The organism is Kluyvera sp. CRP, from assembly GCF_019930565.1.
Classification (GTDB): domain Bacteria; phylum Pseudomonadota; class Gammaproteobacteria; order Enterobacterales; family Enterobacteriaceae; genus Kluyvera; species Kluyvera georgiana_A.
In genome coordinates, this window is the sequence record NZ_CP082841.1 from 3930443 (window position 1) to 3945808 (window position 15366).

Annotated in this window: 17 protein-coding genes; 9 read left to right on the forward strand and 8 right to left on the reverse strand. The window is 56.1% G+C overall.

Annotated features, from left to right (window positions below; all coding sequences use genetic code 11):
- Positions 1–4 precede the first annotated feature (4 nt).
- A complete protein-coding gene (locus tag K7B04_RS18595) occupies positions 5–1354 on the reverse strand; it encodes a YchO/YchP family invasin (protein ID WP_275957290.1) in 1350 nt (449 codons plus the stop codon).
- A 153-nt stretch (positions 1355–1507) separates the two neighbouring features.
- On the opposite strand from K7B04_RS18595, the gene K7B04_RS18600 reads away from it, so the two are divergent.
- The 3 genes from K7B04_RS18600 to K7B04_RS18610 all read left to right on the forward strand — a co-directional run bounded on the left by K7B04_RS18600 (position 1508) and on the right by K7B04_RS18610 (position 2637).
- A complete protein-coding gene (locus K7B04_RS18600; protein ID WP_223802716.1) occupies positions 1508–1783 on the forward strand; it encodes a hypothetical protein in 276 nt (91 codons plus the stop codon).
- Between the two features lie 9 nt (positions 1784–1792).
- Positions 1793–2146, forward strand: a complete 354-nt coding sequence (locus tag K7B04_RS18605; protein WP_065356693.1) for a DsrE/DsrF/TusD sulfur relay family protein — start codon at positions 1793–1795, stop codon at positions 2144–2146.
- Between the two features lie 245 nt (positions 2147–2391).
- Positions 2392–2637 carry a DUF1883 domain-containing protein gene (locus K7B04_RS18610; protein WP_064544976.1) on the forward strand — a complete coding sequence of 82 codons (246 nt, stop codon included), beginning with the start codon at positions 2392–2394 and terminating at the stop codon, positions 2635–2637.
- 46 nt (positions 2638–2683) lie between these two features.
- On the opposite strand, the gene K7B04_RS18615 is transcribed toward K7B04_RS18610, so the two are convergent.
- On the reverse strand, positions 2684–3364 hold the full coding sequence (locus K7B04_RS18615; RefSeq protein WP_163448671.1) for a gamma-glutamylcyclotransferase: 681 nt from the start codon (positions 3362–3364) through the stop codon (positions 2684–2686).
- A 364-nt stretch (positions 3365–3728) separates the two neighbouring features.
- Between K7B04_RS18615 and chaA the strand changes: the two genes are divergently transcribed.
- Both chaA and K7B04_RS18625 read left to right on the forward strand, forming a co-directional pair.
- Positions 3729–4829 (forward strand): sodium-potassium/proton antiporter ChaA, encoded by a 1101-nt coding sequence (gene chaA, locus K7B04_RS18620; protein WP_064544973.1) that lies wholly within the window; start codon positions 3729–3731, stop codon positions 4827–4829.
- Positions 4830–5140: 311 nt separating this feature from the next.
- The gene (locus K7B04_RS18625; protein WP_167575712.1) at positions 5141–5248 is read left to right on the forward strand and encodes a type I toxin-antitoxin system toxin Ldr family protein; all 108 of its coding nucleotides are present in this window, start codon (positions 5141–5143) and stop codon (positions 5246–5248) included.
- 140 nt (positions 5249–5388) lie between these two features.
- Here the strand turns inward: K7B04_RS18625 and kdsA are convergent, their stop codons facing one another.
- The 6 genes from kdsA to hemA are packed head-to-tail and all read right to left on the reverse strand — an operon-like array spanning position 5389 to position 10722.
- Positions 5389–6243: a 3-deoxy-8-phosphooctulonate synthase gene (gene kdsA / locus K7B04_RS18630; RefSeq protein ID WP_064544969.1), complete on the reverse strand. Its 855-nt coding sequence runs from the start codon at positions 6241–6243 to the stop codon at positions 5389–5391.
- 51 nt (positions 6244–6294) lie between these two features.
- Positions 6295–7104, reverse strand: coding sequence for an invasion regulator SirB1 (gene sirB1 / locus K7B04_RS18635; RefSeq protein WP_163446158.1), 810 nt, complete (start codon positions 7102–7104; stop codon positions 6295–6297).
- 3 nt (positions 7105–7107) lie between these two features.
- The gene (locus K7B04_RS18640; RefSeq protein WP_167575711.1) at positions 7108–7500 is read right to left on the reverse strand and encodes a SirB2 family protein; all 393 of its coding nucleotides are present in this window, start codon (positions 7498–7500) and stop codon (positions 7108–7110) included.
- The gene (gene prmC, locus K7B04_RS18645) at positions 7497–8348 is read right to left on the reverse strand and encodes a peptide chain release factor N(5)-glutamine methyltransferase (protein WP_223804193.1); all 852 of its coding nucleotides are present in this window, start codon (positions 8346–8348) and stop codon (positions 7497–7499) included. Before prmC ends, K7B04_RS18640 begins: the two co-directional genes overlap by 4 nt.
- Positions 8348–9430, reverse strand: coding sequence for a peptide chain release factor 1 (gene prfA, locus K7B04_RS18650; protein ID WP_163446160.1), 1083 nt, complete (start codon positions 9428–9430; stop codon positions 8348–8350). Before prfA ends, prmC begins: the two co-directional genes overlap by 1 nt.
- Positions 9431–9465: 35 nt before the next feature.
- Entirely contained in the window at positions 9466–10722 is a 1257-nt protein-coding gene (hemA, locus tag K7B04_RS18655; RefSeq protein ID WP_065356699.1) for a glutamyl-tRNA reductase, read from the reverse strand.
- A gap of 206 nt (positions 10723–10928) precedes the next feature.
- On the opposite strand from hemA, the gene lolB reads away from it, so the two are divergent.
- The 4 genes from lolB to dauA all read left to right on the forward strand — a co-directional run bounded on the left by lolB (position 10929) and on the right by dauA (position 15359).
- Complete coding sequence (gene lolB, locus K7B04_RS18660) at positions 10929–11546, forward strand: lipoprotein insertase outer membrane protein LolB (RefSeq protein ID WP_223802717.1); 618 nt, start codon at positions 10929–10931, stop codon at positions 11544–11546.
- Positions 11543–12394 (forward strand): 4-(cytidine 5'-diphospho)-2-C-methyl-D-erythritol kinase, encoded by an 852-nt coding sequence (gene ispE, locus K7B04_RS18665; protein ID WP_223802718.1) that lies wholly within the window; start codon positions 11543–11545, stop codon positions 12392–12394. Before lolB ends, ispE begins: the two co-directional genes overlap by 4 nt.
- A gap of 205 nt (positions 12395–12599) precedes the next feature.
- Entirely contained in the window at positions 12600–13547 is a 948-nt protein-coding gene (prs, locus tag K7B04_RS18670; RefSeq protein ID WP_003856663.1) for a ribose-phosphate diphosphokinase, read from the forward strand.
- A 123-nt stretch (positions 13548–13670) separates the two neighbouring features.
- Entirely contained in the window at positions 13671–15359 is a 1689-nt protein-coding gene (dauA, locus tag K7B04_RS18675; protein ID WP_256450013.1) for a C4-dicarboxylic acid transporter DauA, read from the forward strand.
- Positions 15360–15366 lie beyond the last annotated feature (7 nt).

Consider the following 15366-nt stretch of genomic DNA (forward strand, 5'->3'; position numbering starts at 1 on the left):
ACAATTAAGGCGTCATGCCCGACCAGCCATTTTCCATCGGCGCAAAGCTGACGACCGGCTCGGTCAACGCCAGCGTTATCTCATTGGAGGTAACACGTTGCCCCTTCTTATCTTCCACCACCACCGACAGATGCCAGGTATTGCTGGCCCCTTGCGTATAATCCCACGCGGGCATAATGATGCTCCACCCGTCGGTGCTGTTATTCGACGCCGGCGGCGTCAGGCTGAGCGCGGTAGTATCACCTTGCCAGGTCAGCGATTTCACGCCGTACTCGTCGTGTATCTGAAGTTTAAGCTCGACCGTTTCGTAGCTGCTCAGGTTCCACGGCGGCGTCGCAAGATAGACCGTCAGACTCTTACGCTGTCGATACTCCATCACCGGCAAACTATTGCGCTCTGGCGCATCGTAGCGGCTGCCGCGCAGGGTGCGCGTTTGCGCGACTTCATCAGCCGCTAACTGTTTTTTCAGCGGCACACCGAAGCGGAAATTCACCTTCATGCCAAGATTGTTTTGATTCACCCCGCTCTCTCCCTGCTTGTGCTGAGCGCTAAAGGTGAGAAGTGGAATGGGGGTATAGTTGAGGCCAAGCGAAACCGCGACCGGGTTATGGTACCCCGTACCGCTGCGGAACAGATCGACGCTATCGCCGAAGTACTGCTCTACGCTCAGGCTGGTATTAATGTGGTTCCAGGCGGGGATCCAGGCCTGTGCGGTGACGTCGTAGCCACGCGCCATACGCTGTTGTAGCGTCGTGCCGCTGTTTTCCCAGGCATGAAGCGGATGGTAGTAGTTGGCTGAAAAGCGCAGATTTTCACCCCAGGCCTCCGCGCCAACGCCGCCACGGTTGAGATCATCACCCAACAGGCTATCGTAAAAGGTGTTATAGCCCAGCAACCATCGCCCGGCGACCCAACGCTGGCCGACGCCGAGGTTCCCTACCGTTCCTTCGTCCTGTTGGCTTAACCCTATCTGGGTCCAGGTGAGATAGCGGGTGTTGTCCTGCAACGGCACAAACCAACTGCCGTGGCTACCGGTAAACTTACCCTTCTCATCCACCAGCATCTGAAAATCCGTATTGCCCCAGGGTGAGAGCCAGCTACCCAGTTGTTGGTTCACTTCGCTATTCAGCTTCTCCTGCACCTGCGTGAGCGCAAAAAGTCGCGCCTGTTCGCCGGTGTCCAGGCCGTTATCGGTCATGCTGGCTTCGCCAAAAGACTTCACCATTTCGGCAAACTGTTTTTCGCCCTCGCGATTTTCCGGCGCGATGCCGAGATCCGGCAAGTTATCGAAAGGGTGTTCCGCCTCTTCGATAAACGACTGCCGCGCCCGGGCGCAGTTGCTGGCCAACACCAGCACAACGAAAAATGACGAGTAAAAACGCAAAGACAAAAGCACAACCTCATAGCCAGCAACCAATGGGGGTCAGATGTCACCCACCCAAACCTGTAGTTTACCCCCATCCCCCTCATTCTTCAGCTTTCACGCCGCATTCCAGGAATAGACTGAATGACGATGAAATCACCGTTTTACACGTTACGCCGGCCAGCAGCACTTGAGAGTTATGGCATACAGAAACCGCAGTTTGTCCTGCTTTTCAGGCATTTCCCTCCTTCGTCGACCGCTGAGCAGCCTTGTTTTTCAATGGCTTCCACGATGCTTTTTTCGCCTGTGTTGAAACAGCTCCACACAATTTTTTCACCACCGTTTCAAGCCCCTGCGGTGTCGGGTGTATCATTTGCACACCCGGTAGAGGGTGATCTCTATCTTCATGAAGTTGATTAAGGAGTTCAGATGCAACGTATTGTCATTATCGCCAACGGAGCTGCCTACGGCAGCGAATCGCTGTTTAACAGCCTGCGCCTTGCCATCGCGCTGCGCGAGCAACAGAGCGACCTTCACCTGCAGCTGTTTTTAATGTCAGACGCCGTCACCGCTGGCCTGCGCGGGCAAAAACCGGCTGAAGGCTACAACATCCAGCAGATGCTGGAGATCCTCACCGCTCAGGGCGTGCCGGTGAAGCTGTGTAAAACCTGCACCGACGGGCGCGGCATGACCACCCTGCCGCTGATCGACGGCGTGGAGATTGGCACCCTGGTTGAGCTGGCACAGTGGACGCTGGCCGCAGATAAAGTATTGACCTTCTGATTTTGCCGCCTTTACCCGCTTTGGGAGGATATTATGTTACCTCTGCCACATTTTGCCTATGAATGTCACGAAGGCTGAAAGGATTCAGGGATTTTGTCATTTTTGTTGAAGCGTTACGGCATTTTTTGATCAAAATCAGCATCAAGGCACGCGGTGTTTGGTGTTATGCGATGAGTGAATTGTGAACAACATCACAGGCAGGATTTGGTCGCAGGGAACGCGTTGACTCATGGCAGCGGGGTATTTTGGTGATGGTAAAGGCAAGTTTGACATTATTTGGCGGGGATACGGTGGTGGTGCGTTGCTCTGAGCGTTGCCACATTCATTTAATGAGCACCCAAAAGAGCGCCAGCAATCATGGCGCCGATATTCTGAGCGTACAAAACGAAGAAAAAGCGTATCTCACCGTGCCCTATAGCGGCACCTGGAATGTACTGATTGATAGCCACAGCCAGTCGCTTGAGCACTCTATCAGCTACGTCGCAGCCTGATAATGTCCCCGGAAGCACGCACTTCCGGGGTTTCCGCTTTTTGCGCTTATGCCAGCCCCGGCGGGTTCACGCCACTGACCAGGACACGCACTTTATTAATCAGCTCATCTAAACCATCATCCGGCATGCCCAGCTTTTGCAGCTCCTGCTCCAGCGAGAACAGATACTGCGCGTTGGTTCCTAACGGGCCACTGGCACGGGCAATCAGCGGTGCAATCACCTGTACACTGGTGTCAGACTCATACAGCGGATGACGGGGATCCATAATAAACACCAGCGCATTCACCGTACGCCCATCGTCAAGGCTCAACCGACACCAGGTCGGCAGATAGCAACCGGTAATCATCTCGCGCTTCCACAGCAGCGACAGCTCATTTTCAATTTCGTCATCCGGCAGACGATAGGCCACGCCGGTGGTACGTCCGCCCTCTTTCAACGCCAGCATCCGCCCCGGCTGGCAGGCGCTTCCGCGCCCCGCTGTCAGCCGCAAACAAAACGCCCGATGCCAGCCGATGAGGGTGCCGGTGACCGACTCGCTGTAGTTGAGAGCCGGGTTCCACATCAGCGAGCCGTAGCCAAAAATCCAGACCGGACCATTATCCGGACGACAGGCCAGCGTCGCCGCCAGCGATGCCGCACGCTGTTCAGCGGACCAGAGCAGCGATTCCTCTATTGCGCCAAACGCCGTTGTACAATCCGCCTTCATCAAGAAATCACGCGTTAACACTTTAAACCTCCACCACCACTTCTCTTCCCTGCAACACATGCGCCCTCAAGGGAACGAATGGCGACCTCCGGAGCTGTCGTTGACGAAATATTATCCAGCTTTATGACCCGGGATGCAATTTGTCTCCCGGGGCGTTCGGGCTATTACGAGGATTTCACCGATGGTAAAAATAGGGAAATCCGTGCATCAATATGCTGTTATTTAATAGATATTTGACCAATAATTTATATTATAGCCATCTTTAATGAAAAATGGCCTCACAGGTAAACTTTAGTAAAAGATCGCATTCCAGGTCGAAAAATTTGTTAATTTACGTCACTGAATTTTTCTATAATTATAAATACCTGCATACATGGAGAAACACATGACTCACGCACATGAGGCGGTGAAAACTCGCCACAAGGAGACGTCGCTCATTTTCCCGGTGGTGGCGCTGGCAATCCTGTTCTTCTGGGGAAGCAGTCAGTCATTGCCAGTGGTTATTGCCATCAATGCCTTAGCGCTGGTCGGCATTCTTAGCAGCGCATTTAGCGTAGTCCGCCACGCGGACGTATTAGCCCACCGCCTTGGCGAGCCCTATGGCTCTCTGATTTTAAGCCTTTCCGTTGTTATTCTGGAAGTCAGCCTGATATCCGCACTGATGGCCACCGGCGACGCCGCGCCAACGCTTATGCGTGATACGCTCTATTCCATTATCATGATTGTTACCGGCGGCCTGGTCGGTTTCTCGTTATTGCTTGGCGGACGTAAATTTGCCACGCAATATATGAATCTTTTCGGTATTAAACAGTATTTAATTGCGCTGTTTCCGCTGGCCATTATTGTGCTGGTATTCCCGACCTCACTGCCGGGCGCCAATTTCACGATCGGCCAATCGCTGCTGGTAGCGCTGATCTCCGCCGCGATGTATGGCGTATTCTTGTTAATTCAAACCAAAACCCACCAGAGCCTGTTTGTCTACGAGCACGAAGATGACAGCGATGATGATGACCCGCACCACGGTAAGCCTTCGGCGCACAGCAGCATGTGGCACGCGATCTGGCTGGTTGTCCATCTGGTGGCGGTGATTGCGGTCACCAAAATGAATGCTAACCCGCTGGAGACGTTGCTGACCAGCATGAACGCGCCAGTGGCCTTTACCGGCTTCCTGGTGGCGCTGCTGATTCTCTCGCCGGAAGGGCTGGGCGCACTGAAGGCGGTGTTGAACAACCAGGTTCAGCGCGCCATGAATCTGTTCTTTGGTTCAGTATTGGCAACCATCTCCCTGACGGTACCGGTCGTCACGCTGATCGCCTTTATGACCGGCAACGACCTGATGTTTGGTCTGGGAATGCCGGAGATGATCGTGATGGTCGCGTCGTTAATTCTGTGCCACATCTCGTTCTCCACCGGGCGCACCAATGTACTTAACGGCGCGGCACACCTGGCACTGTTTGCCGCCTATCTGATGACGATATTTGCCTGATACTGCGAGCCGACGCGAGAATGTGGCTAACAGGATGCAACGCGCGTAGAAAAGCTGGAATGCCTCACGCATCGCGCGCATTCGCTAAGTGAAGTGGTTCAGGATGTACACGTAGAATCTGCGCTAAGCCGGAGTTGCTCCGGTGAGGCGCAATGTTGCGGGGGCTTGATCCCTGGCGGCATAGGTTGCTGGATAGAGAAAACCCCCGCACGTTGAGAGGCGTAAACCTGACAGCATAACGGGGGGCTATCTTGAAACCTGACCCTTCAAGAATAGCCGCGAACCGTTGTTATTGCAATAGAGGCGGCTATATGACGCTCGCGCAGTTTGGCGTCGCTTTCTGGCACGATCTTGCCGCTCCGGTCATTGCGGGAATCATCACCGCAGCGATTGTGAGCGGGTGGCGTAACAGGAAGTAACGCACTGAGGGCGTCAGGCTGCCGTAATGGCAACGTGCGCCCGAAACGGGCCGCAGGGGTAACAGCCTGCGGCCTTTTTTGCGGCCATAAAAAAGCCGGAACGCGATAAACGGGCCGGCTTTTCAATGCAGTAGCAAAACTTACTTGCTGGTATCCAGTTCGTCGAACCCTTTCACCAGGTCGTCGATGGCTTTCATCTGCTTCAGGAACGGTTCCAGTTTGTCCAGCGGCAGCGCGGACGGGCCGTCACAGCGTGCGTTGTCCGGATCCGGATGCGCTTCAATAAACAGACCAGCAATCCCTACCGCCATACCGGCACGGGCCAGCTCGGTAACCTGTGCGCGACGACCACCGCTTGCTGCGCCAAACGGGTCACGGCATTGCAGAGAGTGAGTCACGTCGAAGATAACCGGGGAGTTGTTGGACGCTTTTTTCATCACGCCAAAGCCCAGCATATCGACAACCAGGTTGTCGTAACCGAAGTTGGAACCACGGTCGCACAGAATCACTTTGTCGTTGCCGCCTTCAATGAATTTGTCAACGATGTTGCCCATTTGGCCCGGGCTGACGAACTGCGGCTTCTTGACGTTGATAACCGCGCCGGTTTTCGCCATCGCTTCTACCAGATCGGTCTGACGTGCGAGGAACGCCGGCAGCTGGATCACGTCAACCACATCGGCAACCGGCTGCGCCTGGCTGGCTTCGTGGACGTCAGTGATGATCTTAACGCCGAAAGTTTGCTTCAGTTCCTGGAAAATCTTCATCCCCTCTTCCAGACCTGGACCACGGTAGGAATGGATAGAAGAACGGTTGGCTTTATCAAATGAAGCTTTAAATACGTAAGGAATGCCCAGCTTCTGGGTCACGGTCACGTAGTGTTCGCAAATACGCATCGCCAGGTCGCGTGATTCCAGCACGTTCATGCCGCCGAACAGAACAAACGGCAGATCGTTTGCTACCTTGATATCACCAATGCTAACCACTTTTTCTTTCATAAGATCGCCTTGTTAGGGTATTTCCGCGATTATAACCGAGGTTATTACCGTTTAGTGAAGAGTAATTTGTTTGTGCGAGATGGTATTAATCTGCGCACGAATCATTTCGCTGATCGGGTCTTCCGGACATTGTTCAACGAAATAGTTCAAATCGTTCAGTGCAATATGCTCGCACTCCAGCTGGGCATAAATCAGCCCGCGGTCGCGAATTTCATACGGATCTTCCGGGTTAAACTGCAGCAGCGCTTCGCTGGCGCGCAGCGCCAGCTCCATCTGCCGCTCTTCCATCAATGCCGATTTCAGCGTATCGAGCAGTTTACGCACTACCTCTGCGTTATCTGCTTCATCGAGGTCTTCGTTAAACAGCTCCGCCATCGGGCTGATATTCCCCTTCAGCCAGACTTCAAGCGTATGCTCATCGAGGGTATCGCCATTAAACGGGTTAATCAGCCATAGCTCTTCGCTGTCGACATCAGCACGCAGCAGCAGTTGGGTCGGGAAAATCACCGGCACGACCGGGATGTCGAGCTGAGCCGCAATCCACAGCACAATGGCCCCCAGCGCCACGGCGCTGCCCTGACGATTCTTAAGGACCTGATCGAGCCATAGCGCATCGGACAGACGATACACGCCGGATGAATCACCAAAATTCCATTCGTGGTAAAACAGTTCGATCAGTCGCTCCATCTGACGCGTCAGCGTCCATGACGGGCTAATCTCTTCACGCGCCAGCGCCAACAGACAATCAAGCTGCTCGCGCACCTTCTGCGACGGGAAATCATCACGAATCAATTCGGAAATAAGGATCATGCCATCGCACAGCGGCGCTTTATTAAATTCAAAATCAGCCAGTGACTTCATACCTTACCCCAACAGCGGAACTTTAGTGATGGCGAGTTTAACGATGATGCACAACACCATCAGCGCCAGCAAAAACGCGACAAACCCGCTCTGCTGGCTGCGCGGACGACGACGTCCAAGCGCGACAAACCCTAAAAAGATGTAAATGATAACGCCAAACAGTTTCTCCGTCAGCCATCCCCCCTCTTCAGTGAAGGGGTAATAGCGCGTCATCACCATTAGCGCCACGCCGCTGAGCAACAGCGTGCTGTCAACGCAATGCGGCAGCACACGCACCCAACGCGCGTCAAACAAGGCGCTACGCTGGTGCATCCACCAGTAACGCAGCGCAAAAAATGAGGCGGAGAAAATCGCCGACGCGATATGTAAATAGAGCACGAACTGGAACAAATTCACGCCTGCGCCTCCGAATATCCGTGCCACTGCGCAAGCGTCAGACGATCGTTGTCGCCGTAGTCGCAGCAGGTTTGCGCCTGCCGATAGCCTGCCGCGCTAAACAATTCACGCACCGCGGCGCCCTGCTTCCAGCCATGCTCCAGCAGCATATAACCGCCGGGTTCAAGCCAGGCGCGGCCTTGCGAAATAATATGGGCCAGGTCGGCAAGCCCATGATCGGCCGCCACCAGCGCGGTTTTGGGCTCAAAACGCACGTCACCCTGAGACAGGTGTTCATCCTGCTCGTCGATATACGGCGGGTTGCTGACGATCATTGCAAAACGTTGGTCGTCCAGCGCACTGAACCAGTCGCTTTGCACAATCGTAATATTGTTGATAGCCAGATGAACGGCATTGCGCTGCGCCAGGGCGACGGCATCGGCAATAAAGTCGACGGCGGTCACCTGACAGTCAGGACGCTCACTGGCTAACGCCAGCGCGACCGCGCCGGTGCCGGTGCCCAAATCAAGAATACGGCACGGCGTCTGCGGCAGACGGGCGAGCGCCTGCTCCACCAGACACTCAGTGTCCGGGCGCGGGATCAGCGTCGCCGGGGAGACAAACAGCGGCAGCGACCAGAACTCACGCGTGCCCACCAGGTGCGCGACCGGCTCGCCGCGTTGACGCCGTGACAGCAGCGCCGCCAGCGTGTCCACCTGCGCGGCGCTTAGCTCGGTCTCATCAAAGGCCAGAACCTGGGTGCGCGATTTGCCGGTAACATGCCCCAACAGGATCTCGGCGTCGCGACGAGGGCTCTCGCCCCCCTGAAGCGCCGCTATCGCCTGTTGCAGCCACTCTCTCCAGGTCATCATTCCTGCTCGGACAGCGCAGCCAGCTGGTCAGCCTGATATTCCTGCACGATAGGCTCGATCAGCATATCAAGCTTACCTTCCATCGCCTCGTCCAGACGATAGAGCGTCAGGTTGATGCGGTGGTCGGTAACGCGTCCCTGCGGGAAGTTATAGGTGCGGTTACGGTCGCTGCGATCGCCGCTGCCCAGCAGGTTACGGCGCTCGGAGGCTTCCGCCTGCTGACGACGGGCAATTTCCGCCGCACGGATACGCGAGCCCAGCACCGACATCGCTTTCGCTTTGTTTTTATGCTGAGAACGTTCATCCTGACACTCCACCACAATCCCCGTAGGCAAGTGGGTAATACGGATAGCGGAATCGGTGGTGTTAACGTGCTGACCGCCCGCGCCGGAGGAGCGGAAGGTATCAATGCGCAGATCCGCCGGGTTGATATCCGGCAGCTCGGCCTCCGGCACTTCGGGCAATACCGCGACCGTACAGGCGGAGGTATGGATACGCCCCTGAGATTCGGTAGCCGGTACGCGCTGCACGCGGTGACCACCGGATTCAAACTTCAGACGGCCATACACGCCTTCACCGCTGATTTTGGCGATCACTTCTTTAAAGCCACCGTGCTCGCCTTCGCTGGCGCTCATGATCTCAACGCGCCAGCGGCGTGATTCAGCATAGCGGGTATACATACGGAACAGGTCGCCGGCAAACAGCGCTGCTTCATCACCGCCGGTCCCGGCGCGCACTTCGATGAAGGCATTACGTTCGTCGTCCGGGTCACGCGGCAGCAACAGCACCTGCAGCTGTTGTTCCAGCTGTTCTTCTTTAGCTTTGGCTTCCTGCAGTTCTTCCTGCGCCATTTCGCGCATTTCCGGGTCGTCGAGCATCATCTGCGCGGTTTCGATATCTTCCTGAACCTGACGCCAGTCGGTGTAGCAGCGGGCCACATCGCCCAGCTGTGCGTATTCGCGGGACAACGCACGGAAACGGTCCTGATCGGCAATAGTTGCTGCGTCTCCAAGCAGCGCCTGAACTTCCTCATGGCGCTCGTAGAGAGCTTCCAGTTTAGCAACAATAGAAGGCTTCATTGGCGTAAATGCACCTTGTTATAAATAGAGTTGTGCTACTCCAGCCCGAGGCTGTTGCGCAGAATATGCAGGCGTTCGTCATCCCCGTCACGGGCAGCCTGCTGAAGAGATTTGGTTGGCGCGTGGATCAGGCGATTGGTTAATTTCCGCGCCAGATCCTGCATGATGACCTGCGGATCGCCGCCCTGTTCGAGCGCGGCCATCGCCTTAGCGGTGAGTTCTTCACGCGCCGTTTCCGCCTGGGAGCGATAATCACGGATGATTTCGCTGGCGCTTTGCGCGCGCAGCCAGGCCATAAACTCGCTGGTTTCCTGCTCAACGATGGTTTCAGCCTGCACCGCGGCGGCCTTACGCTGCGCGAGGTTATGCTGAATAATGTTTTGCAGATCGTCCACACTGTAGAGATAGGCGTTAGCGAGTTTCCCCACTTCCGGCTCTACGTCGCGCGGTACGGCGATATCCACCAGCAACATCGGTTGATTGCGACGCGCCTTCAACGCGCGCTCCACCATGCCTTTACCGATAATCGGCAGCGGGCTGGCGGTTGAACTGATAATGATATCGGCCTCTTTAAGGCGCTCGTCAACGTCGCTAAGCGCAATGACTTCCGCGCCCACTTCATCGGCCAACAGCTGTGCGCGTTCGCGGGTACGGTTGGCAATCAGCATTTTTTGCACGTGGTGTTCGCGCAGATGGCGCGCGACAAGCTCGATGGTTTCTCCCGCGCCAACCAGTAACACAGTCACCGTGGAGAGAGATTCGAAAATTTGACGCGCCAGGGTACAGGCGGCGAACGCCACCGACACCGCGCTGGCGCCGATATCCGTTTCTGTACGCACGCGCTTGGCGACCGAAAATGATTTCTGGAACATGCGTTCCAGCTCGCTGGCGTGCAGATGGCCGCGGCTGGAATCAGCAAACGCTTTTTTGACCTGGCCTAAAATCTGCGGTTCGCCCAGTACCAGCGAATCGAGGCCGCTGGCGACGCGCATCAGGTGGCTGACGGCGTCGTTATCCTGGTGCCAGTACAGGCTCTGGCGCAGATCTTCTTCATTCAGGCCGTGGTATTCGCACAACCAGCGGACGATGGCATCGTGCAGGTTATCCTGCTCTTCGACGCTGAGATAAAGTTCGGTGCGGTTACAGGTCGACAGGACCACTCCCCCCTGCACCATTGGCTGAGCCAGCAGGCTCTCCAGCGCCTGGTCAAGCGTGTCTGGCGAAAACGTGACGCGTTCTCGCAGCGCTACCGGGGCTGTCTTGTGGTTAATGCCAAGTGCTAAAAGGGTCATTGTGCGGGAGTAGTACCAGCGTTGATAAGGTTAGTCTGTGCGCATCATACAGGATGCGCGAGATCAATAAAAGGGACGGCCCCCTTTTGGAGTAATAGGTATTACGGGTTAATTTTATGATTTAAGACAACTTGAGCGTAGACGCTGCCCACCAGCGACGCTAGCATTAAGCGTTATAATCGCAACGCATATCAAGGATTGTCATCATGGCCCTGCCTCGCCTGATTCGTCTGCTGCCTTTAGCAGCACTGGTTCTTACCGCCTGTACCGTCAATGCGCCAAAAGGCCCAGGCAAAAGCCCGACCTCGCCGCAGTGGCAACAGCACCAGCAGGAAGTGCGCCAGCTTAGCCAGTACCAGACGCGCGGCGCGTTTGCCTATCTGTCCGATCAGCAAAAAGTCTATGCCCGCTTCTTCTGGCAGCAAACCGGTCAGGACAACTATCGTCTGCTGCTGACCAACCCGCTGGGCAGCACCGAGCTGGAGCTGGTTGGTCAGCCAGGCTCCGCGCAGCTGACCGATAACAAAGGCCAGCACTATACCGCCACCGACGGCGAAGAGATGATTGGTAAGCTGACCGGCATGCCGATTCCGCTTAACAGCCTGCGCCAGTGGATCCTCGGCCTGCCGGGCGACGCCACCGACTATAAGCTCGACGACCAGTATCGCCTGAGTGAACTCAACTACACCCAGAACGGCAAGACCTGGAAAGTGGTATACAGCGGGTACGACAGCAAAACCCAGCCGGCGCTGCCGTCTAACATGGAACTGACCGAAGGGTCCCAGCGCATCAAGCTGAAAATGGATAACTGGATCGCCAAATGACGACCACCTGGCCCTCTCCCGCAAAGCTGAACCTGTTTTTGTACATTACCGGCCAGCGCCCTGATGGCTATCACACGCTGCAGACGCTGTTTCAGTTTCTCGACTACGGCGACACGCTGACGATTACGCCACGCACCGACGGGCAGCTGCGGCTGCTCACCCCAGTCGCAGGCGTGCCGGATGAAGATAACCTGATTATCCGCGCTGCACATCTTTTGATGAAAGCCGCAGCGGAAACGGGTCGTTTGCCCGCAGGCAGCGGCGCCGATATCAGCATTGAGAAGCGCCTTCCCATGGGCGGCGGCCTTGGTGGCGGTTCGTCAAACGCGGCCACCGTGCTGGTCGCGCTGAATCATCTCTGGCAGTGTGGGCTCCCGGAAGATGAGCTGGCGACGCTCGGACTGACGCTGGGCGCCGACGTGCCGGTGTTTGTTCGCGGCCACGCCGCGTTTGCCGAAGGCGTTGGCGAAGTGCTCACGCCGGTCGACGTGGCGGAAAAATGGTACCTGGTGGCCCATCCGGGCGTCAGCATCCCGACGCCGATCATTTTTCGCGATCCGGAGCTGCCACGAAATACCCCGGTCAGGTCAATAGAAACGTTATTAAATTGTGAATTCGGCAATGATTGCGAGGTTATCGCAAGAAAACGTTTTCGCGAGGTTGATGATGTGCTTTCCTGGCTGTTAGAATACGCGCCGTCGCGCCTGACTGGAACAGGAGCCTGTGTCTTTGCTGAATTCGACACGGAACTCGCTGCCCGCCAGGTGCTTGAGCAAGCCCCGGAATGGTTGCAAGGCTTTGTGGCGAAAGGTGTCAACCTCTCTCCGTTGAAGCAAGCCCTGCTCTGAATCATTCGGTTTCCGTCAGTTCTGCTGACGAAAGAAGAATGGTGATGAGTAACCCTGCCGGGCAAACTGAGCTCCGGTGACAACGTCACCCTGTTCCAGACGTTGCATCGCGCTCTTTAATACACCGCCTGGATGAAATCGGCCTGGCCCGCACAGTTTTCGGCCCGATTCATCCACCACTGGACGCATGCCTGAGGTTCTTCTCGTGCCTGATATGAAGCTTTTTGCTGGTAACGCCACCCCGGAACTAGCACAACGTATTGCCAACCGCCTGTACACTTCTCTCGGCGACGCCGCTGTAGGTCGCTTTAGCGACGGCGAAGTCAGCGTACAAATCAACGAAAACGTACGCGGTGGTGATATTTTCATCATCCAGTCCACTTGTGCCCCTACTAACGACAACCTGATGGAATTGGTCGTTATGGTTGATGCCCTGCGCCGTGCTTCCGCAGGCCGTATCACCGCCGTTATCCCTTACTTCGGTTATGCTCGCCAGGACCGTCGCGTTCGCTCTGCTCGTGTGCCAATCACCGCTAAAGTTGTGGCTGACTTCCTGTCCAGCGTTGGCGTTGACCGCGTACTGACCGTAGACCTGCACGCTGAACAGATCCAGGGCTTCTTCGATGTTCCGGTGGATAACGTATTCGGTAGCCCAATCCTGCTTGAAGATATGCTGCAGCTGAACCTGGATAACCCGATCGTGGTTTCTCCGGACATCGGCGGCGTGGTTCGCGCTCGTGCTATCGCTAAGCTGCTGAACGATACCGACATGGCTATCATCGACAAACGTCGCCCGCGTGCGAACGTTTCCCAGGTTATGCACATCATCGGCGACGTTGCCGGTCGTGACTGCGTGCTGGTCGATGACATGATCGATACCGGCGGCACGCTGTGCAAAGCAGCAGAAGCGCTGAAAGAACGCGGTGCAAAACGCGTATTCGCTTACGCAACCCACCCGATCTTCTCCGGCAATGCGGTCAATAACCTGCGTAACTCCGTCATTGACGAAGTGGTTGTCTGCGATACCATCCCGTTAAGCGATGAGATCAAAGCGCTGCCAAACGTACGTACCCTGACCCTGTCCGGGATGCTGGCCGAAGCGATTCGTCGTATCAGCAACGAAGAATCCATCTCCGCCATGTTCGAACATTAATCGGATTTGGTTAAAAAACCCGCTGCGGCGGGTTTTTTTGTCTGTATAGTTTATTTGTATGATTTATGCCAACTTCACTGCCATTCACGTGACAGATGATGCGCTCATGGATGAAACAGTATTGTGAATAAATTACTCTCTCCCCAAGTGATGCCTTTCCGCGCGCTTATTGACGCCTGCTGGAAGGAGAAGTACACCTCGGCCCGCTTTATGCGAGACCTTATCGCCGGGATCACCGTCGGTATTATCGCCATTCCGCTGGCGATGGCGCTGGCAATTGGTAGTGGCGTCGCGCCGCAGTACGGCCTGTACACCTCCGCCGTCGCGGGGATCGTTATCGCGCTGACCGGCGGATCGCGCTTCAGCGTTTCCGGGCCAACCGCCGCCTTTGTGGTCATACTCTACCCGGTATCTCAGCAGTTTGGTCTGGCTGGCCTGTTGGTCGCCACCCTGCTTTCAGGACTGTTTTTAATCCTCTTTGGCCTGGCCCGTTTTGGTCGCCTGATTGAATACATTCCGCTGTCGGTGACCCTCGGTTTTACCTCGGGGATCGGTATTACCATCGGTACCATGCAGATTAAGGATTTTCTCGGTCTGCAGATGGCGCATGTCCCTGAACACTATTTACAGAAGGTGGGCGCGCTGGTGATGGCGCTGCCGACCATTAACTTTGGTGATGCCGCAATTGGTATTGTCACTCTCGGCACGCTGATTCTCTGGCCGCGTCTTGGACTGCGTCTTCCGGGCCACCTGCCCGCGCTGATTGCCGGCTGCCTTGTGATGCTGATTGTCAATCTGCTCGGCGGCCACGTTGCCACTATTGGCTCCCAGTTCCACTATATTCTGGCCGACGGTACCCAGGGTAACGGGATCCCGCAGTTACTGCCGCAGTTTGTTCTGCCGTGGGATCTTCCGGGCTCCAGCTTTACCCTGAGCTGGGAATCGCTGCACGCGCTGCTGCCCGCCGCGTTTTCCATGGCGATGCTCGGCGCGATTGAATCGCTGCTGTGTGCGGTGGTGCTCGACGGTATGACCGGCACCAAACATAAAGCCAACAGCGAACTGATCGGCCAGGGTCTGGGTAACATTGTGGCGCCGTTCTTCGGTGGGATTACCGCCACCGCCGCGATTGCCCGCTCGGCGGCCAACGTTCGCGCCGGAGCCACTTCGCCAGTGTCTGCCGTCATCCACGCCATTCTGGTCATTCTGGCGCTGCTGATCCTCGCGCCCGTGCTCTCCTGGCTGCCGCTGTCAGCAATGGCTGCGCTGCTGCTGATGGTGGCATGGAACATGAGCGAAGCGCACAAAGTGGTCTATCTGCTGCGTAAAGCGCCGAAAGACGACATTATCGTGATGCTTATCTGTATGTCGCTGACCGTGCTGTTCGATATGGTTATCGCCATTAGCGTAGGCATCGTGCTGGCTTCGTTGCTGTTTATGCGCCGCATTGCACGCATGACGCGACTGTCTGCGGTCAACGTGACCGTCCCGGATGATGTGCTGGTGCTGCGGGTGATTGGCCCGCTGTTCTTTGCCGCCGCCGAAGGGTTGTTTACCGACCTGGAGTCGCGGATTGCGGGTAAGCGAATTGTGGTGCTGAAATGGGATGCAGTGCCGGTACTGGATGCCGGTGGTCTGGATGCCTTCCAGCGCTTTGTCAAAAAATTGCCTGACGGCTGCGAACTGCGCGTTTCAAACCTCGAGTTCCAGCCGCTGCGCACCATGGCGCGAGCTGGGATTCAGCCAATTCCAGGGCGTCTGGCCTTCTTCCCGAATAAAGATGCGGCGCTGGCAGACGTCTCACCGCGCTGAGTCACAT